Below are 19,312 nucleotides of genomic sequence, written 5' to 3'. Positions count from 1 at the left end.
CCAGGTGGTCGGTCGTGATGTGGCGCCGGACACATTCGATCCGGCACCGGTAGAGTAACGCGGAATGCTACCCGTTGGTAACTGGAGGTTTGGTGTGTCCGGCGAGGTGGCACGTGCGGTGTGCGAGATCTGCGAGGGCCGGATGCGACGCCTGCGCTTGCGCGGCGGCGACGCACTGCACCGCTGCGACGACTGCGGGCACCTGACGCGCGACCTCGCCGACGCTCCTGCGGACCACCGTGATCATGCGTATGGCGGGGAGCCCACGCTCGACGCGTGGCGACTCGCTCTCACGCACCGGTTGCTCACCCGTGAGGGGACGCCGAGCTCGGTCTTCGAGATCGGCTACGGATCCGGCGCACTGCTGCGGCGGTTCCTGGACGACGGCGCCACCGTCGCCGGCACGGATCCGGACCAGCTAGAAGTGGCGGTCGATCCGTTGGTGCGCGAACGCGGCCACCTGCACGCCGCTCCCATCGAGGAACTGACCTCGACCGGCGACCAGGTCGAGTTGGTCTATGGCATCCACGTGCTCGAGCACGTGCTGGACCCGATGCGCACGCTGCAGCACGCGGCGAACCTGCTCGCACCGGGCGGCGCCGTGCAGTTCCTCACGCCGGCCGGTGACAGCGACGGCGTGCGCGCCTACGGCCGGGCCTGGTGGATGCTCGAGGACCCCACGCACGTACGGTTCTTCAGCGCCGAAAGCCTGTGCCGCGCAGCGACCTCCGTAGGGTTGACCGATGTGCGCGTGACTCGACCTGCCCTGGACAGCCTGGTCACCGACGTTGCGAGCCTGACCCGACGCTTCCGGCCGCGGCCGCGACCGGACGGTGTCCTCGCGCAGCGGTCGGTCCTGGTCGCCGGGCTGGCGACCGCGCCGTTGGTGCTCGCGGCGCGGGCGGCCCGCCCGACGTTGCGCCCGACACTGCATCTGACCGCGCGGAAGGCCCGCTGATGGACCGCGGCATCGGGCGTTCGGCACGGCTGTTCCGCGCCTTCCTGGTGGAACAGACCCAGCCCGAGGTCTTCTACGGGACGTTGGCCCGGGACTCGTGCGAGATGCTCGCCGAGATGATCGACCTGCACGGCGCCCGGGTGCTCGACGTCGGTGCCGGACCCGCGGAATTCGCTCACGAGTTCCGCGCCGCCGGAGCGACCTATGTTCCGATCGACCACGACCCGACGGTGTCCTCGGTGCACGACGGCGGCGTGGTCGCCTCGGCGGAGGCGTTGCCGTTCGCCGACGCGAGCGTCGACGTGGTCTTCAGCAGCAACCTCTGGGAGCACGTGCGCGAGCCGGAACTCGCCGCCGACGAGATGGTCCGCGTCGTACGGCCGGGCGGACTGGTCTACCTGTCGTACACCAACTGGCTGTCCCCATGGGGCGGTCACGAGACGTCGCCGTGGCACTGGCTCGGTGGTGAACGCGCCGTCCGTCGCTACACGCGCAAGAACGGGCACGCGCCGAAGAACACCGTGGACCGGACCCTGTTCAGGGTCAGCGTGAAGCAGGGCTTGCAGTGGGCCGAGCAGCATCCCGAGGTGGAGGTGCTCGCGGCGCGCCCGCGCTACCTGCCGGATGCGGCCCGTGTCCTGCTGCGAGTGCCGGGCGTGCGCGAGATCCTCACCTGGAACCTGTTGCTGATCCTGCGCCGGCGATGACCGAACGACCCCGACCGATCGGCCCTCGTGCGCTGGAACGCGCTCAGCTGGGATTGCTGCTGGTCGCGCTGGCGGTGTTGCCGTGGCTCGTGTCGCCCGGCCGCACCCAGCCGGACACCAAGGTCGATCTCACCCTGACGCCGTGGCGCTACCTGGGGCGGTCGCTGGACGCGTGGAACAACCACGCCGGTCTCGGCGAGCTGCAGAACCAGGCATACGGCTACCTGTTCCCGATGGGTCCGGTCTTCGGGGTATGCCGGTCCCTGGCCATTCCCGCCTGGGCGACGCAGCGCGTCTGGTGGACGCTGCTGCTGGTCGTCTCCTTCCTCGGCGCGCAACAGCTGCTGCGCCGGCTCGGCGTGGGCGGCCCGCTGCCGGCGCTGGTCGGCGGCGCGGCATACGCCCTCGCACCTCGGATGCTCACCGTGTTGCCGGTCATCTCGATCGAGGCCTGGCCGATGGCCCTCGCGCCGTGGCTGGTCCTCGCAGTGCTGCCGCTGATTCGGCGCGAGCTGCGCCGGGCGGAGCTGATCCGCGCCCTCGCGCTCGCGGGCGTGCTGACGGCGGCGCTCGGCGGGGTGAACGCGACCGCATCGGGAATCGTGCTCGCACTGCCCTTCGCGTTCCTGATCACACACCCGGTGGGACGTCGCCGGCTGGTCCCGTGGCTGGTGGCCGTCCTGCTGGGGGCGTTGTGGTGGTTGCTGCCGCTGCTGGTGATGGGCCGCTACGCGTACCCGTTCCTGGACTACATCGAGACGGCGTCCATCACCACGGCGGTGACGTCGGTCCCGAATGTGCTGCGCGGTGCCGACGATTGGATCGCCTACATCCTGGACAGCGCGAGTCACCCTGTGTGGCAAGGCGGTTGGGTGCTCGCCCAGTCGCTGACCGCGATCCTGGCGACCGGTCTGGTCGCCGCCGTCGGGTGTTGGGGGCTGCTCCGGCAGCGCGGGCATCTGGCGCGCTGGACGTTGCTGTGCGCGGTCGGCGCCACGCTCTTCATGGTGGTCGGCCACGGCGGCACCGTCGGCAGCCCGATCAGTGAGCAGGTCCGTGAGCTGCTGGACGGGTCACTCGCCCCATTGCGCAACATCCACAAGGCCGACCCGGTGCTCCGGCTGCCGCTGGTCATCGGCTTCACCTCGGTGCTGCAGCGGGTGAGCGTGTCCCGGCTGTCGCGTGATCGTTTCGTGCCCGCTGTGCTGGCGCTGGCCGTCGCGGTCGCCGCGACGCCGATCTGGCAGGGGCGGGTCGGCGCCTCGGACTCGTATGGCGCCATACCGACGCAGTGGACGCAGGTCGCGCACGAGATCGACCGGGCAGCAACGAAATCCGGCGGATCGACGATGCTGCTGCCGAATTCGCGGACCTCGACATACACGTGGGGGAGCACGACCGACGAGCCGCTCTCGGCGCTCGCGACATCGCCCGTGGTGACCCGTGCTGCGGCGCCGCTCGGCATACCGGCGTCGACGCGCATCCTGGACGCGGCCGATCAGCTCGCGGCGTCGGGGGAGCCCCAGCCGAGTCTGGCGGCGGGGCTCGCACGGCTCGGCATTCACCGGGTGGTGCTGCGTCGTGACCTGGCCGCATCGGTGAAAGCGCAGCCGTGGCAACAGGTTCAGCGCACCCTGGCCCGTTCGCCCGGTTTCCGGGTTGCGGCGACCTACGGCGCCGGCCGCTCCGCGCTCACCGTGTATGACGTGACGGCGGTGCCGGCTTCGACGACATCGGGCACGACCGTCTACGGCGCGAAACCGATCACGGTCGCCGGGGGACCGGAGACGATGTTCGCGCTCTACGCGACGGGACAACTGTCCGCGAGCCAGTGGATGCAGCTGGACGACTCGGCTTCGAAACGCGCCGACGTGGTGACCGACAGCATGCCGTGGCGGTCCTACAACAACGGCGTGCCGACGGCGTTCGCCTACAGTCCGGTGCTGACCCGTGATGACCGTACGCCCACTCATACCGGCGCGAAAGACCTTCTGCCCGCTGATGATCCGGCGACCCAGCCCGCGCGGGAATGGATCGGCTGGCGGCGGGTGGAGGTCTCGTCCTCGGCTGCCGACCCGTTCGCCAAGGACTATCTCGGCGTCCACGACGGGCCTGCAGCGGCGTTCGACGACGACCCGTCGACCGCGTGGCTGACCGGCGACCACGAGCGCACGGCGTGGCTGCGGGGAGAACTTCCCGGCCGCACGGTCCATGCGGTCCGGCTGCAGCTGGCCGATCGTGCTCAGCACGCGACGCTGCCCGAGACGCTGCAGGTAAGGGTCGGGGACAAGCAGGTGTCGGTCGCTGTGCACGGCCGCAACGAGATCACCGTCCCGATCCCTGCGACGAAGGCAGGCGCCGTCGAGGTGCGGTTGCAGGCGGCCGGCGACTCCGTCGACCCGGTACTCGGCGTCGTCGGTATGACGATCCCGGGCACGGCCCTGGGCTCGGTGATCGACGTGCCGCAGACCGTCGACTTCGGATCGCAGTCGCTGCTGCTGCAGCGGCTGCCCGAGGACGGGCCCGCCGTCACTCGGCAGGTCCACCTGACCGGCGCCGCCCCGACGTCGGCGACCGTGTGGCTGCGCGCGTCCGGTCGTGCGGTCTCCGCCGGGTGTGGCGCGGCCGGCGTCGTGACGGTGCGTTTCCCAGACGGAGCGACGACGCGAATCCCGTTGCGACTCAAGGACGCCGGGCAGGTCGCCAAGGGTGCATTGGTGAAGGCCATCACGTGCAGCACCGCGGGTCGAGTGCCGGGGGAGCGCAGCGGAGGAGGTGTATCGAGACGTGGGGAGTCGAAAGCGCTGTCCACCATCATCTCCATCGCCGGAAAGGCCGGTCTGACACCGGAACTCGCGACCTTCGGCAAGACGCCGTCACCGGCAGGTGCCGACCGGAAGGTCACGTCCGTCAGCGACGACTCCGGTGAGCAGGTCGTGCGGGTCGGCTCGGGAGCGCCGGGCGTGGTGGCGCTGAGCGAGGGATTCAACTCCGGCTGGCGCGCGACCGATAGTGCCGGGAGGTCGCTGCAGCCGGTCAAGGTCGACGGCTGGCGACAGGGTTTCCGGCTGTCCGACAGCCGCGCCACGACGGTCACCATGCGCTTCGCAGCCACCACACCGCAGCGGCTCGGGCTGCTCGGCGGCGGACTGGTCGCACTCGCCCTGCTGCTCACGTTCCTCGTCGCGGCATACGTCTGCCGCCGCGGACAAGCTGGTCGAGTAGCGATGGGGGAGCGAAGCGGAGGAATCGCGTATCGAGACTCCGCTACTGAGGTACTCGGTCTCGATACGGACTCGCCCTTGCGGGCTCGTCCTACTCGACCAGCTTGGTGGGGCACGCGACCGGCGTTGGGTGCCGTGGCCGCAGTCCTCGTCGGCTTCCTGGCCGCCGGACCTGCCGGTGTGCTCGCCGGGTTGGTCGCGGCCGCCATACCGGTGCGATGGTTGCGGCACCTGGCCGGCGGCACGCTGCTCGCCGCAGCGGTCGCGCTCGCCTTCTTCGGGGTGGTCGACGCGCAGTCGTTCGGAGCGATCGCGGGTCAGTTGCTCGGCACCGTCACGCTGAGCGCGCTGGCACGCGCGGGGTTCGTGTTCTCCGGTGCACCCACCGCAGCACCGGCTGCTCCACCAACGCCGCCGACGCCGCCGCGGCCATGACGGCGAAGACCAGCACCGCGAAGAGCACCGCGGTGAACGGTCCGGTGAACAACGTCCAGCCCGACGCCAGGTAGATCACCTGCAGCACCAGTACGTGCCACAGGAACACTCCGTAGGAGATGTCACCGAGCCGGCGGTTTACCGAGGACTGCGCCACCGCGGCCCACCGGGCATCCGACGGCCCGCGGACGGCAGCGAGCAGGAGCAACCCGGCGAGCAGCGCGTAGAGCGCCTCCTTGCACACCGCCTGGCCGACCGTCGGTACGTGCAGATCACGCGGTCCCGCGATACCGCTCGACGTCACCAGGTAGACCACCGCGGCAGCGCCCAGCCAGGTGCCGACACTGATCTCGCGCAGCCGGTCCAGCGCGCCCGTCTCGACCGCGACGGCAGCAGCGGCGCCGACGGCGAACCAGGCCGCGTGCCCCAACACGCTGGTGCCGAGGACCCCCGCATGCGTCGTCGGGCTGTGCTGGGTCCACACCGTCACCAGCGCCTGTATGACGACCCCGGCCACCCCGACGCCGGCCAGCACGGCATACACCGCGCGGCTCGACCGCTGGAGCGACCGGCCGAGCCACGTGCCGATGACCGGCACCAACAGGTAGAACGTCACCTCGGTCGTCAGGCTCCAGGTCTGACTGAACGACTGATAGGAGGTGTCGGCATACCCCTGCACCAGCAACAGATGCGCCACGACCTTGCCGATCCCGCCGATGCCGTCGGAACTGCCGACCGCGCCGGCCGTCCCGGCGACGAGCAGCACCGCCACCAGCGCGATCAGGTATGCCGGGACGATCCGCGCAGCACGCCGCACGGCATACCCACCGACGGACTGCGGCGCCGCAGCTCCCGACCCGGCCGCGACCCACGGACGCAGCAGCAGGAAGGCGCTGATCGCGAAGAACACCGCGACCCCGCTGTCGCCCCGCGCCAGCAGCCCACCGGACACGTCGAGGTCGTCCGCGCCGGTCCAGAAACCCACGTGTGACAGCAGCACGAGGAGGGCGGCCAGACCGCGCAGACCGTCGATCAGCCGATATCGCGTCACGCTGCCTCCCACTTCCGTCTGTCGATGGTTACTGTGCAGTACATTGCCGGATGCGCACACCCCGCGTCCGAGATCCCTGACGGAGGCTAGACCCACCGATGACAGCACGTGACGACATGCTGCCCGGCGAGAATGCGATCGACCACTCGCGACCCGTGCTGCGGGCCAGGGCGCCACTGCGGATCTCGTTCGCCGGCGGCGGCACCGACGTGACGCCGTTCCCGGAGCGCGAGGGCGGCGCCGTTCTCTCGGCAACGACCTCCTCGTTCGCGTTCAGCACGCTGCGCCCGCGCACCGACGGTCAGGTCACCGTCCGGTCGCTCGACTACGGCACCTCGATCGGCTTCAACATCGACGAGCCGGTCGAGTACGACGGCAAGCTCGATCTGCCCAAGGCTGCCATCGACCGGATCCGCGGCATCGAGGGTGCGCGGCCGTCCGGCGGCTTCGACCTCTTCCTGCACACCCAGGCGCCGCCCGGCTCGGGCCTCGGTTCGTCCAGCGCAGTGATGGTCTCGGTGATCGGGCTGGTCGCGCAGCACTGCGGTCTCGACCTCACGCCGTACGACGTGGCCGAGCTGGCCTACCGGCTCGAACGCGAGGACCTGGGCATCCCCGGCGGATCCCAGGATCAGTACGCCGCCGCGTTCGGCGGCTTCAACTACATCGAGTTCCGGGCCGACGAGGTCATCGTCAACCCGTTGCGGGTGCGGGACGACACGGTGCACGAGCTCGAGCACAACATGCTCCTGGCGTTCACCGGTAACACCCGGGTGAGCGACCACATCATCGAGGACCAGCGCTCGCGCTACGAGACCGGCAACGCCGAGGCGCTCGAGGGTCTGCGGGCGCAGAAAGCGCTGGCCGAGCGGATGAAGGTGGCGTTGGTGCGCGGCGAGGTCGACGCGTTCGGCCGGTTGCTCGGCGAGGCGTGGTCGCAAAAGCGGAAGATGTCCGACCGCATCTCGACCCCGCTCATCGACCAGGCCGTCACGACCGCCCTCAACGCGGGAGCGCTCGGCGGCAAGGTCACCGGCGCCGGCGGCGGTGGGCACCTGGTCTTCGTCTGCGAATTCGAGCGACGTCACATCGTGGCGCAGGAACTTCTCGCACTGGGGCTGACGATCTCCGAGATCACCTTCAGCCAGCAGGGCGTCACCACCTGGAGAGGACAACACTGATGCCGACCGGACACGCGCTGCACGACGTCGCGCCCGAACGCCGCGGCCCGGCCGTCGTCGAACGCCAGCAGAAGGGGCTCGCCGCGTGGGCCGATCTCTCCCGATCGCTCGCCGAACCGGAGCTCGTCGCCCAGGTCGATGCCGCGGGCACCGCGTTGCTGGACGCGCTCGTCGAGGGCGGCACCCTGCTCGTCGCCGGCAACGGCGGCTCCGCGGCGATCGCCAGCCACGTCGCCGCCGAGTTCATCGGCAAGTGCATCCTGGACCGCGCGCCGCTGCCCGCGGTCAATCTCGCCGAGTCGCTCAGCTCGATCACCGCCGTCGCCAACGACTACGCGTATGACGAGACGTTCGCGCGCGGCATCGCCGCCCTCGGCCGCCCCGGTGACGTGTTCCTGGCGATGAGCACCAGCGGTGCGAGCAGCAACATCCTGCGGGCGCTCGACGTGGCCCGCGAGCAGCGCATGTTGACCATCGTGCTGACCGGCGAACACGGGCGCGGCCTGACCGGTCGGGCCGACCACGTGCTGGTCGTGCCGTCGGAGGAGACCCCGCGGATCCAGGAGGCGCACATGCTCTGGACACACGTGTGGTGCGAAGCGGTCGACGTCGTCTGTCAGTGATCGTGTGCCAGTGACGCTCAGCGATGCCGAGCTGCTCGGCGAGTGCCGTGCGCCGATCGTCCGGCCGGCCGGGTCGGAACAGGCGCCATACGACCTGATGCTGCTGGACCGGGACGGCACGTTGAACGTGCACCGGCCGGGCTATGTGTCCGACCCCGCCGATCTGGTGCTGTTGCCGGGCGCCGCCGCAGCGGTTGCGACGGCCAACCAGGCGGGGTGCGCGGTCGTGCTGGTCACCAACCAACGCGGTATGGCGACCGGCGAGCTGACCCGACCGCAGTTGCTCCGGGTGCAGCAGTCGTTGGTGGAGCAACTGGCCGCCGCAGGCGCGCACCTGGACGCCATCCAGGTGTGCCCTCACCAGCGGGACACGTGCGACTGTCGCAAGCCTCGGGGTGGTCTGGTCCGCGAGGCCCTGCGCCGTGCTCCGTGGGCGAGGAGGGAACGCTGTGTCATGGTCGGCGACCAGCCCGGCGATGTGGTTGCTGCGGCGGCCGCCGGCGTTACCGCAGTACGCCTCGAGGGTGCAGGGACGTCTCTGCAGGTGGTCGTGGCGGAATTGATTCGAGACAAGGCATCCCGGGTGTGACACAACTCGCACCGTTGCTGCTACTGTCCGGTAAGTTCCAGCTCACAACCGGAGGTCAGACCAGTGCGGAAATCCGCGATCGTCATCGGATTTGGCGCGTTCTTCGTGACCATGGCGCTCCTGCTGAAGTTCTATGCCTTTGACAGGTTGGCCGTCATTCCGGCAGACCAGAACACCAAGCAGGTCGCTGTGGACAAGAACGCCTACATATTCGACGCAGGCACCCTGAAGTTCCACCACACCACGCTGACGACGACCATCGGTGCCGTGGCACAGAAGGACGAGAGCAAGAAGTTCGGTCACAACTCCGCGATCTTCAGCAAGTGGCAGTACTCCTCGATCCCGCAGACCAAGACCGCGCAGCAGGGCTTCACCGAGAAGTTCGCCGTCGACCGGCACACCGGCAAGGTCATCACCTGGGACGGTGACGAGGAGAACGGCAAGGCCGTCGAGCACAAGGGCTACACCGTCAAGTTTCCGTTCGGTGCCAAGAAGACGACCTACCCCTACTGGGACTCCTCGGTCGAGAAGACCATGAACATGAAGTACGCCGGCACCGACAAGATCGACGGGCTCGAGGTCTACCGGTACGAAGGCACCGTGCCGCGGCAGACGCTGACGACCGAGCCGACCAAGGACACCCCCGGCTTCCTCTTCGGCGGCGCCAAGAGCAGCCCCGGCGTCAAGGCGAAGTACGACTACGCCAACGACCGCACCATCTGGGTGGAGCCGCAGACCGGTGCCTTCATCAAGGTCAGCGAGGCGCAGAAGCAGTGGCTGACCGACCCGAAGACCAACAAGTCGGTGCAGGTGCTGCAGACCACCTCGGTGTTCGACAACGCCACGGTCAAGTCCAACGTCGATGAGTACAAGGGCAAGGCCTCGCAGCTCAAGGCCCTGAAGATCGCGCCGTGGATCCTCGGGATCCTGGGTGTGCTGCTGCTCATCGGTGGTGCGGCGATGGCCGTGCTGCTGGGTCGCCGCACCAACGACGGTGACGACGCCTATGAGGACGACGACGAGTACGAGTACGACGACAACGACGAGACCCAGGGCGGCGTGGCCGGCTTGCTCGGCGACGACGACTCGACGGCGACGGACGCGCCGCAACACCTGAAGAACGACTGACCGGCTACCGGCCGACCTCCTCGACTGGCGGTCCCCGGGTCGACGACGGTGCTACGACACCGCCGCTCGATCCGGGGACCGTCAGTCGTTCTTGTCTGCGACGAAGATCGCGGTGCCGGGCAGCAGCCGACCCCTGGTCGGCGACCAGCCGCCCCAGACCTGGGTGTTGCGGTCCGGCCATTCCGGCTCGACGAGGTCGACCAGCCGGAGTCCGGACGCCGCGAGTTCCCGGATCCGGTCGCCGAGCGTCCGGTGGTGTTCGACGTAGGTCGCAGCGCCGTCCTCGTCCTCCTCGACATACGGCGTGCGGTCGAAGTAGGACCGATCGGCCACCAGACCCTCGGGCCCCGGCGCGTCCGGGAACGCCCACCGGACCGGATGGGTGGTGGAGAAGACGAAGCGACCGCCGGGGCGGAGCACCCGGGCAGCCTCCCGCATGAGGGCCGCACTGTCGGCGACGAACGGCACGGCACCGTATGCCGTGAAGACGACGTCGAAGCACGCCGGTGCGAAGGGGAGTGCGGTCGCGTCGCACTGGGCGAGCGGCAGGGTGGTGCCGGCGCGGGCATCGATCGCGGCGGCCTGCCGCAGCATCCCGCCGGACAGGTCCGTCGACACGACCCGGGCGCCCTGCGCCGCGGCATACCGACCACCCTGCGCCGCGCCGGCACCGATCTCCAGGACGTCGCGTCCGTTCAACGGTCCGAGCAGACCCAGCTCGGCCTCGGTGAGACCTTCCGGGCCCCAGACGAGTTCGTCGTCGCGCAGAAAGTCACCGTGCTCGGCGTAGTAGGCGACCGCCTCGTCGTCCCACCAGGTGCGATTCGCGGACCGCGTCTCCGCGCTGCCTGCCTCGCGGCGCCCGACGCCGAAGGTGTCCATGGAGCTGCTCATCGGGTCGACTCCACTCCCTTTTGACCCAGCTGTGGACGGGCCGATAGGATTAGTACGCGCACGCATGTGCGTGTCAGGGGTTCTTTGCTCGTGCCGTCGGCGACGACGGATTCGACGACGAGTTCCCCGGGCGTGGCGCCCGGGTCGCCGGCTCCGGCCGATGGCTCGACGCCATTCCAACACAATGTTTGTCGCAACTGTCCATCGCTACTGTCCACCCGAAGGTTTCCTACTACATGACTGCCACCACCACCTCCCCGATCGCGATCAACGACATCGGGTCCGAGGAGGAGCTGCTCGCCGCCATCGACGCGACGATCAAGCACTTCAATGACGGCGACATCGTCGACGGTGTCATCGTCAAGGTCGACCGGGACGAGGTCCTGCTCGACATTGGCTACAAGACCGAGGGCGTCATCCCCTCGCGTGAGCTGTCCATCAAGCACGACGTCGACCCCAATGAGGTCGTGGCGGTCGGCGATGAGGTCGAAGCCCTCGTTCTCCAGAAGGAGGACAAGGAAGGTCGTCTCATCCTGTCCAAGAAGCGCGCCCAGTACGAGCGCGCCTGGGGCACCATCGAGCAGATCAAGGAAGACGACGGCGTCGTCACCGGCACCGTCATCGAGGTCGTCAAGGGCGGCCTGATCCTGGACATCGGCCTGCGCGGCTTCCTCCCGGCGTCGCTGGTCGAGATGCGCCGGGTCCGCGACCTCCAGCCGTACGTCGGCAAGGAGATAGAGGCCAAGATCATCGAGCTCGACAAGAACCGCAACAACGTGGTCCTGTCGCGTCGCGCCTGGCTCGAGCAGACCCAGTCGGAGGTCCGCACGACCTTCCTCAAGGAGCTGCAGAAGGGCCAGGTCCGCTCCGGTGTGGTCAGCAGCATCGTCAACTTCGGTGCGTTCGTCGACCTCGGTGGCGTCGACGGTCTGGTGCACGTCTCCGAGTTGTCCTGGAAGCACATCGACCACCCGTCCGAGGTCGTCGAGGTCGGCGACGAGGTCACCGTCGAGGTGCTGGACGTCGACATGGACCGCGAGCGTGTCTCGCTGTCGCTGAAGGCGACCCAGGAAGACCCGTGGCAGCACTTCGCCCGCACCCACGCCATCGGCCAGGTCGTGCCGGGCAAGGTCACCAAGCTGGTGCCGTTCGGTGCGTTCGTCCGCGTCGAGGACGGCATCGAGGGTCTGGTCCACATCTCCGAGCTGGCCGAGCGCCACGTGGAGCTGCCGGAGCAGGTCGTCCAGGTCGGCCAGGAGATCTTCGTCAAGGTCATCGACATCGACCTCGAGCGTCGCCGCATCTCGCTGAGCCTCAAGCAGGCCAACGACGAGGCCGCCGCCGCGACCGAGTTCGACCCGACGCTGTACGGCATGGCCGCGGAGTACGACGAGCAGGGCAACTACAAGTACCCCGAGGGCTTCGACCCGGAGTCGGGCGAGTGGCTCGAGGGCTACGAGACCCAGCGCGAGAAGTGGGAGAAGCAGTACGCCGAGGCGCACTCCCGCTACGAGGCGCACCAGGAGCAGATCGAGCGCGCCCGCAAGGAGGACGCGGAGGCCGCTGCCACCGCTGCCACCGCGGGTTCGACCTCCTACTCCTCGGAATCGAGCGCGTCCGAGAGTGCCGCACCGGCTGCGTCCGCATCGCCGGCCGCCGCTCCGGCCGAGGGCACCTTGGCCTCCGACGAGGCCCTGGCTGCACTGCGCGAGAAGCTCACCGGCAACTGACGGTGTGACTGACGCTCGGCGGTAGCCGAAGCAACCGAGAGCCCCTGGAACCGTTTGGTTCTAGGGGCTCTCGATATGTGTCGGCAGGTGTACCGGAGTCTCCCCAGGGTCGGGTTCGGTACGTCGGGTCAGGCGCGAGCGGTCGGCGCCTTCTTCGGGAACACCGTGTAGCTGAACGAGATGACGGCGTCGAGGGCGAGAACGAGCGTCCACAGCTGCATGGTGTTCAGCAGGGCCTCGGTGCGGGACGCGTCATCGATGCTGACGATCGCCAGGCCCAACAGGGCGCAGCCGACCAACCATGCCCGAAGGTGGGCGTACCAGCCCGAGCGTTCGTATGCCGCACGCGGTGCGCCGTACTTCGGCTTCGGCGTTGGGGGCGGGCCGCCCGCGAACCGATGGGCGAAACGGGTGTCCGCCCAGCGGAGCATGCGATGCCCGAAGCCGACGGAGACGCCGATGTAGATCGCGGCGAGTCCGTGCGCCGCGGTCGCCGCGCCGCCGCTGCGCAGATCGAGCACGGACGTGACGAGGAGGACGAGGTCCACGGCCGGCGCCAGAGCGAGCAACACAGTGGAAAGCCGTTGTCGCTTCAGCAAGTAGCGGCAGACGAGGCCGGCCAGCAGGAACAACCAGAAGCCGATTTCACACGCGACGATGACACCGATCAGCACGACAGAGATCCCCTTAATTCACACGATCGTGATATATCCAAAGTAACACGACTGTGTGATAAAAAGACGACATGCCGAAAGTCGTCGATCACGCTGCGCGTCGGGCGGAGATCGTGGATGCCGTGATCCGCGTGGTGCATCGCGACGGCTATGCAGGCGTTTCGGTGCGAGCGGTCGCGGCCGAGGCGAGCTGGTCGACCGGCGCCATCCGGCACTACTTCGGGACGCAGCAGGAGCTGCTCGGCCACGCCATGGCCAGCCTGGCCGAGCGAGCCGGCGCGCGCATCGACGCCGCAGGCCGGCGGGCGACCGATGTCGACGGAGTGGCCAGGCTGCTCGAGGAGGTGCTGCCGTTGGACGCCACCCGTCGGGCCGAGTCGGAGATGTGGATGGCGCTGGCGATCGCGGCTCGCACCGACCCGCAACTCACCGCTGTATGGCGGGAGACGCAACGGCAGCTGCGCGGCCTGATGGAGTCCTGTGTGCTCGTGTTGGCCGAGCTCGCCGTAGGCCCGCTCGACATACCGACCGAGACCGACCGGCTGCAGGCACTGATCGACGGATTGGCGCTGCACGGCACGCTGGAACCGCGGATGTCCGTCCGGCGGTCCCGCGCCGCATTGCGCGCGCACCTGCTCGGCCTCACGGGATCCGCAGCGCCGTGAACTAGAGTCTCGGCCGTGCTCTATCTCGGACTCAGCGGTGGCATCGGCTCCGGCAAGTCGACCGTTTCGGAGCGGCTGGCAGCGTTGGGTGCGCTGGTCATCGATGCCGACGCACTGGCCCGCGAGGTGGTCGAGCCGGGAAGCGACGGGTTGGCGGAGGTGGCAACGCGTTTCGGTGGTGACGTGCTGCTGCCGGACGGTTCGCTGAATCGGCCGGCGCTGGGTGCCATCGTCTTCGCCGACGCGGACGCCCGTCGTGACCTGGAGGCCATCACCCACCCGCGGATCCGCGCGCTGACCGCGCAGCGGCACGCCGCTGCACCTGCGGACGCGATCGTCGTCCACGACATGCCCCTGTTGGTCGAAGGCGATCTGGCCCCCGACTATCACCTGACGCTGATCGTCGACGCCGCCGAGGAGACCCGGATCGAGCGGCTCGTGCGGGACCGCGGTATGACCCAGGACGCCGCGCGGGCGCGCACCGCAGCACAGGCCACCGACGCGCAGCGGTATGCCGTGGCGGACGTGCTGCTGGACAACAACGGCACCCGGCAGGGCCTCCTGGATCAGGTGGAAACCCTGTGGCGGGAACGCCTTTCGCCATACAACAGCAACCTGCTGGCCGACCGCGGCGTGCGTCGGCCGGTAGCGGTGTCGATCGGCGACGCCGACCCGTCGTGGTCCGATGTGGCGGCGCGGTCGATGGCCCGACTGTCCCGGCAGCTGAACGCAGCGGGCCTCGGTGACCGGGTCGTGGGTGTCGATCACATCGGCTCGACGAGTGTGCCGGGTCTGGCCGCCAAGGACGTGATCGACCTGCAACTCCGGCTCGACGACCTCGAGCCGGCGTCCTCGGCAGTCTTTCGCCGCGCGCTGGCCGCCGCCGGATTCGTCGACGGGCGGCCACGGCAGGACGGCGTGCAGCCATGGGCGCCCGACGAGCGGGACTGGGCGAAGTACTACTTCAATGGTGCGGATCCGTGCGTGACCTACCACCTGCACATACGTCGGGCGGGCGGGCCGGGTGCCGACGTCGCTCTGTTGTTCCGCGACTGGCTGCGGGCGAATCCCCAGGAGGCTCGTGCCTACGAGACCGAGAAACGTCGGCTCGCCGCATTGCACCCGGGCACCAGTGAGCAGACGCGTGGCGACTACCCGGAGGCGAAGGAGCCGTGGATCGCGGCGGCGCTGCTGCGGGCACGCGCCTGGCGCGAACGACACGACGGGAAGCGGCCCTGAGCCTGCACAGCCCGATCCGGGTGACCGGGCGGTTCGTGCTGGCGATCGTCGTCGTCGGCATCCTCGCCGGTCTCGGCGGTGCGGGGCTGACCGTGCTGCTGCACGCCGCGCAGCACGTGGTGTTCGCTGACGCGGGGAGCTCCTTCGCCGAGGACGTTCGGGCCGCGTCCCCGGCCCGCCGCGTGGTCGGTATGACGCTGGCCGGCGCGGTGATCGGTGTCGCCTGGTGGCAGCTGCGCCTACGGACGACGCTCGTCGGGGTGCGGTCCGCACTCACGGACCCGGGCGCCCGCCTGCCGTTCCGGTCGACCGCGCTGGATGCGGTGACCCAGATCGTCGCGGTCGGCGCGGGTGCGTCCTTGGGGCGGGAGGGTGCGCCCCGCCAGCTGGCTGCGGCGTTCGGTGAAGTCGTCGGGGATCGGCTCGGGCTGGACCAGCAGCATCGGCGCGTACTGCTCGGCGCGGCCGCGGGCGCCGGCCTGGCCGCGGTCTACAACGCGCCGGTCGCCGGCATCCTGTTCACCGCCGAAATCGTCCTGGTGACAGTCGATTACGTCGCCCTCGCCAGCACCGGGCTGATGTCCTGCATCGCCGTGGTCGTCGCCTGGCCGGTCGTTGGACGCAGCGCCATCTATGAGCTCGGGGCACACGGCACCGCGTCCGGCGTCTGGCTCTGGGCGGTGGTGGCCGGGCCGGTCTGCGCCGTTGTCGGGCGCGGGTTCAACCTGCTGATGGATCTGGCCCGCCGCGGCAGTCCGCAGCAGCCGACGACGGCGCTGCCGTGGCACATCGTGGGCGCGATGGCGGTCGTGGGTGCGGTGTCGATGGCACTGCCCGGCGTGACCGGGAACGGCAAGAGCGTGCTGGAGGCGCTGATCGGGCGATCCGGCCTGTCGGCCGGGGTGCTCGTGGCGCTGCTGGTGGCCAAGCCGCTGGTGACCGCCCTGTGCCTGCGTGGGGGACTCGTCGGTGGTCTCATCACCCCGTCGATGGCGACCGGTGGGTCCCTGGGCGCGCTGGTGGCGGTCGGGCTCGGTCACACGCACGGCGGGGACGTGACGATGGTCGTCTGCGCGATGGTCGGCGCTGCCGCGATGCTGGCGAGCACTCAGGGCGCACCGATCATGGCCGGCGCGTTCATGCTCGAGGTCTCCCAGGCGCCGCCGTCACTGTGGTTGCCGGTCGCGATCGCGGTGTTCGGTGCGTGGGTGACGGCGCGGATCTGGCAGTCTCGCAATTAGTTGTTGAAAAACAACCATTGTCGTCATACAATAGTTGTATGACGACAACTAAAACGACACCGGTGGCTGTGTGGCTGAACCTGCACGCCCTGGTGATGGATCACAAGTGGTTGTCCCGGGATCTCCTCCACGACCGGACCGACGGTATGCCGTGGAGCGGATATCGGGTCCTGCGCCGGGTGGAGGACGGCCCGCGGTCGCAAGGTGAGATCGCCGAACTGATGGGCGTCGACGCACCTGCGGTGTCGGGCATCATCGCCGACCTCATGTCGCGCGGCTACGTGAGCCGCACCCCCGACCCGGCGGACGGCCGTCGCAAGCTGGTCGACATCACCGACGGCGGTCGAGAGGTGCTGGACGGCATGCGATCCGCCACCGACGTGGTTCCGGCGCCCATGGCGTCGCTGACGGCGGCCGAGCGACGCGAGTTGAGCCGGTTGATCGACAAGATGCGCGCGGCCAGTGACCATGCGTGAATCGGGAGAGGTCGTGCTGACCCGCGGGCGACGACTCGGCGTGCTGGCGATCTGCTGCATGAGCCTGTTCATCGTCGGGATCGACGCCACCGGGGTCAATCTTGCGCTCCCGTCGATCAGCCGGGACCTGGGCGCGAGCGGTTCGCAGTTGCAGTGGGTCGTCGACGCCTACACGCTGGTGCTGGCAAGTCTGCTCATGCTGTCCGGCTCGATGGGTGACCGGCTCGGGCGCAAGCGCGTCTTCCAGGTCGGCCTGGTGGCCTTCGGGATCGGCTCGATCTGCTGCTCGCTGGCACCGGCGCCGGGCGTCCTGATCGGTGCACGAGTGCTGCAGGCGATCGGTGGCTCGATGCTCAATCCGGTGGCAATGTCCATCATCACCAACACTTTTCGCGATCCGCGAGAGCGTGCCCAGGCCATCGGCATGTGGGGCGGCGTCATCGGCCTGAGCATGGCGCTCGGCCCGGTCGTCGGCGGCGCCCTCGTCGAGGGCATCGGGTGGCAGGCCATCTTCTGGTTGAACGTTCCGGTCGTCGCGACGGCAGTCGTGCTGGCCGGTCTGTTCGTGCCCGAGTCGCGGGCGGCGCAGGTGCGCAGGCCGGATCCGGTCGCGCAATTGCTCGTCGTGGTGATGCTGGGCACCGTGACCTACGCGATCATCGAGGGGGAGTCCCTGGGCTGGTCGTCGGCCGCCGTACTCGGCTGCTTCGCTGCGGCGGCGATCGCGACGGTGCTGCTCGTCGGGTGGGAGCTGCGGCGGGAGGAACCGTTGCTGGATCCGCGCTTCTTCCGGAGCATCCCGTTCAGTGGGGCGGTGCTCGCGGCTATCGTCGGATTCTGTGCCATGGCCGGCTTCCTCTTCCTGAACACGCTGTATCTGCAGGAGGTTCGGGGCCTGTCCGCCTTGCAGGCCGGGCTGATGACCCTGCCGATGGCACTGTCGGTCGCGGTCTTCGCGCCGGTGTCGGGCCGCGTCGTGGGGGATCGCGGAGCACGCCTCCCGATGACGATCGCGGGCGTCGGGATCGGCCTCAGCGCCATACTCCTGATGGCGCTGGCGAACGACACCAGTTTGGTCTACCTCGGCGTCGCGTACCTGTTCTTCGGGATCGGGTTCGGGATGCTCAATGCCCCGATCACCAACGCCGCCGTGTCCGGTATGCCTCGGGCGCAGGCCGGCGTCGCGGCCGCGATCGCGTCCACGAGTCGGCAGGTCGGTGGGTCGCTCGGGGTCGCCGTCCTCCCGGCGATCGCCTACGGGCGATTGGACGGGTCGATGCGCCAGAGTTTCGCCGTTGCGACACATCCTGCGTGGGGTGTCATGCTCGGCTGTGCCGTCCTGCTGATCCTGCTGGCCTTCGCGGTCACCGGGGGAGTCGCGCTCCGGTCGAGTGACCGGGTGGCGGCCGAGCTCGGGTCGTCCTGAGCGGGTTCTACTGTGGAGACATGCGCGGTGAATACAAGGTCCCCGGTGGCAAGCTCGTCGCGGTCGACGTCGACGTCGAATCGGGCCGATTGGCAAGGGTTTCCGTCTCCGGAGACTTCTTCCTCGAACCCGACGAGGCGCTGGAGGACATCGACGCCGCACTGACGGGTATGCCGGCCGACGCGTCCGTCGATCAACTGGCAGCGGCGATCAACGGTGCGCTGGATCCGCAGGTGAGTCTCATCGGCTTCGGTCCCGATGCGGTCGGGGTGGCCGTGCGGCGGGCGCTGGGCAAGGCGACCGGGTGGGACGATCACACGTTCGACGTCATACCCGCGACGGTGCTGCCGCCCGTCGAGCACGTCGCTCTCGACGAGGTGATCGCGCACGAGGTGGCGGCGGGCACCCGGCCACCGACGCTGCGTTTCTGGGACTGGGATTCGCCGCTGGTCGTGATCGGCTCGTTCCAGAGCTACCGCAACGAGATCGATGCCGACGGTGCGGCGAAGCACGGGATCGACGTCGTACGAAGGGTTTCCGGCGGCGGTGCGATGTTCATGGAGCCCGGCAACTGCATCACCTACTCGCTGGTGGTGCCGGCGTCGATGGTGGAGGGACTGAGCTTCGAGCGGTCCTACGCGTTCCTCGACGAATGGGTCATGGGTGCCTTGGCCGAGGTCGGCATCAACGCTCACTACGTGCCGCTCAACGACATCGCCTCGGACAAGGGCAAGATCGCCGGTGCCGCGCAGAAACGCTTCGCCGACGGTGCGGTGCTGCACCACGTGACCATGGCTTACGACATCGACGCCGACAAGATGCTCGAGGTGTTGCGCATCGGTCGGGAGAAGATGTCGGACAAGGGCACCAAGAGCGCCAACAAGCGGGTCGATCCGATGCGTTCGCAGACGGGTCTGCCGCGCGAGCAGATCCTGGAAACCTTCACGAACTCCTTCCTCGCCCGCTACCGCAGCGCCCTGTCGTCATACACCGAAGCCGAGCTCGCTGAGGCGAGTCGGCTGGTGGACGAGAAGTTCGGCACATCGGAGTGGACGCACCGCGTTCCCTGAC

At 69.0% G+C, this 19,312-nt stretch carries 17 protein-coding genes; 14 read left to right on the top strand and 3 right to left on the bottom strand.

Going from position 1 to position 19,312, the window contains the following annotated elements; genetic code table 11:
- Positions 1-94 precede the first annotated feature (94 nt).
- Genes ACZ50J_RS13125 through ACZ50J_RS13115 form a run of 3 tightly spaced genes read left to right on the top strand, consistent with a single transcriptional unit; the run spans position 95 to position 5,324 of the window.
- Positions 95-958, top strand: coding sequence for a class I SAM-dependent methyltransferase (locus ACZ50J_RS13125; RefSeq protein ID WP_464297600.1), 864 nt, complete (start codon positions 95-97; stop codon positions 956-958).
- Entirely contained in the window at positions 958-1,665 is a 708-nt protein-coding gene (locus tag ACZ50J_RS13120; RefSeq protein ID WP_464297599.1) for a class I SAM-dependent methyltransferase, read from the top strand. The genes ACZ50J_RS13125 and ACZ50J_RS13120 overlap by 1 nt, the downstream gene beginning before the upstream one ends.
- A complete protein-coding gene (locus tag ACZ50J_RS13115; RefSeq protein ID WP_464297598.1) occupies positions 1,662-5,324 on the top strand; it encodes an alpha-(1->3)-arabinofuranosyltransferase domain-containing protein in 3,663 nt (1,220 codons plus the stop codon). The genes ACZ50J_RS13120 and ACZ50J_RS13115 overlap by 4 nt, the downstream gene beginning before the upstream one ends.
- Here ACZ50J_RS13115 and ACZ50J_RS13110 read toward each other — a convergent pair.
- Positions 5,224-6,375, bottom strand: a complete 1,152-nt coding sequence (locus ACZ50J_RS13110; protein WP_464297597.1) for an acyltransferase family protein — start codon at positions 6,373-6,375, stop codon at positions 5,224-5,226. The two genes, ACZ50J_RS13115 and ACZ50J_RS13110, sit on opposite strands and share 101 nt — an antisense overlap.
- Positions 6,376-6,473: 98 nt before the next feature.
- Between ACZ50J_RS13110 and ACZ50J_RS13105 the strand changes: the two genes are divergently transcribed.
- The 4 genes from ACZ50J_RS13105 to pgfA all read left to right on the top strand — a co-directional run bounded on the left by ACZ50J_RS13105 (position 6,474) and on the right by pgfA (position 9,896).
- On the top strand, positions 6,474-7,556 hold the full coding sequence (locus ACZ50J_RS13105) for a GHMP family kinase ATP-binding protein (RefSeq protein WP_464297596.1): 1,083 nt from the start codon (positions 6,474-6,476) through the stop codon (positions 7,554-7,556).
- The gene (locus tag ACZ50J_RS13100) at positions 7,556-8,179 is read left to right on the top strand and encodes a D-sedoheptulose-7-phosphate isomerase (RefSeq protein WP_464297595.1); all 624 of its coding nucleotides are present in this window, start codon (positions 7,556-7,558) and stop codon (positions 8,177-8,179) included. The genes ACZ50J_RS13105 and ACZ50J_RS13100 overlap by 1 nt, the downstream gene beginning before the upstream one ends.
- Before the next feature lie 10 nt (positions 8,180-8,189).
- Positions 8,190-8,768, top strand: coding sequence for an HAD-IIIA family hydrolase (locus tag ACZ50J_RS13095; protein WP_464297594.1), 579 nt, complete (start codon positions 8,190-8,192; stop codon positions 8,766-8,768).
- Positions 8,769-8,831: 63 nt separating this feature from the next.
- On the top strand, positions 8,832-9,896 hold the full coding sequence (gene pgfA, locus ACZ50J_RS13090; protein ID WP_464297593.1) for a cell envelope lipid trafficking protein PgfA: 1,065 nt from the start codon (positions 8,832-8,834) through the stop codon (positions 9,894-9,896).
- An 81-nt stretch (positions 9,897-9,977) separates the two neighbouring features.
- Here the strand turns inward: pgfA and ACZ50J_RS13085 are convergent, their stop codons facing one another.
- Positions 9,978-10,790 carry a class I SAM-dependent methyltransferase gene (locus ACZ50J_RS13085; RefSeq protein ID WP_464297592.1) on the bottom strand — a complete coding sequence of 271 codons (813 nt, stop codon included), beginning with the start codon at positions 10,788-10,790 and terminating at the stop codon, positions 9,978-9,980.
- Positions 10,791-11,026: 236 nt separating this feature from the next.
- Here ACZ50J_RS13085 and rpsA point away from each other — a divergent pair, with 236 nt between their 5' ends.
- A complete protein-coding gene (gene rpsA / locus ACZ50J_RS13080) occupies positions 11,027-12,520 on the top strand; it encodes a 30S ribosomal protein S1 (protein ID WP_464297591.1) in 1,494 nt (497 codons plus the stop codon).
- Positions 12,521-12,648: 128 nt separating this feature from the next.
- On the opposite strand, the gene ACZ50J_RS13075 is transcribed toward rpsA, so the two are convergent.
- Positions 12,649-13,194: a hypothetical protein gene (locus ACZ50J_RS13075; RefSeq protein WP_464297590.1), complete on the bottom strand. Its 546-nt coding sequence runs from the start codon at positions 13,192-13,194 to the stop codon at positions 12,649-12,651.
- 71 nt (positions 13,195-13,265) lie between these two features.
- On the opposite strand from ACZ50J_RS13075, the gene ACZ50J_RS13070 reads away from it, so the two are divergent.
- Genes ACZ50J_RS13070 through ACZ50J_RS13045 form a run of 6 tightly spaced genes read left to right on the top strand, consistent with a single transcriptional unit; the run spans position 13,266 to position 19,311 of the window.
- Positions 13,266-13,859, top strand: coding sequence for a TetR/AcrR family transcriptional regulator (locus tag ACZ50J_RS13070; RefSeq protein ID WP_464297589.1), 594 nt, complete (start codon positions 13,266-13,268; stop codon positions 13,857-13,859).
- Positions 13,860-13,874: 15 nt separating this feature from the next.
- A complete protein-coding gene (gene coaE / locus ACZ50J_RS13065; protein WP_464297588.1) occupies positions 13,875-15,098 on the top strand; it encodes a dephospho-CoA kinase in 1,224 nt (407 codons plus the stop codon).
- The gene (locus ACZ50J_RS13060; protein ID WP_464297587.1) at positions 15,032-16,339 is read left to right on the top strand and encodes a chloride channel protein; all 1,308 of its coding nucleotides are present in this window, start codon (positions 15,032-15,034) and stop codon (positions 16,337-16,339) included. Before coaE ends, ACZ50J_RS13060 begins: the two co-directional genes overlap by 67 nt.
- Before the next feature lie 38 nt (positions 16,340-16,377).
- Positions 16,378-16,815 carry a MarR family winged helix-turn-helix transcriptional regulator gene (locus ACZ50J_RS13055; RefSeq protein ID WP_464297586.1) on the top strand — a complete coding sequence of 146 codons (438 nt, stop codon included), beginning with the start codon at positions 16,378-16,380 and terminating at the stop codon, positions 16,813-16,815.
- Positions 16,808-18,241, top strand: coding sequence for an MFS transporter (locus ACZ50J_RS13050; protein ID WP_464301349.1), 1,434 nt, complete (start codon positions 16,808-16,810; stop codon positions 18,239-18,241). The genes ACZ50J_RS13055 and ACZ50J_RS13050 overlap by 8 nt, the downstream gene beginning before the upstream one ends.
- 20 nt (positions 18,242-18,261) lie before the next feature.
- A complete protein-coding gene (locus ACZ50J_RS13045) occupies positions 18,262-19,311 on the top strand; it encodes a lipoate--protein ligase family protein (protein WP_464297585.1) in 1,050 nt (349 codons plus the stop codon).
- Position 19,312 lies beyond the last annotated feature (1 nt).

This window comes from Flexivirga sp. G2 (assembly GCF_055397625.1).
Note: the sequence above shows the minus strand (reverse complement) of the source record. Positions and strands in the feature narration are given on the sequence as shown.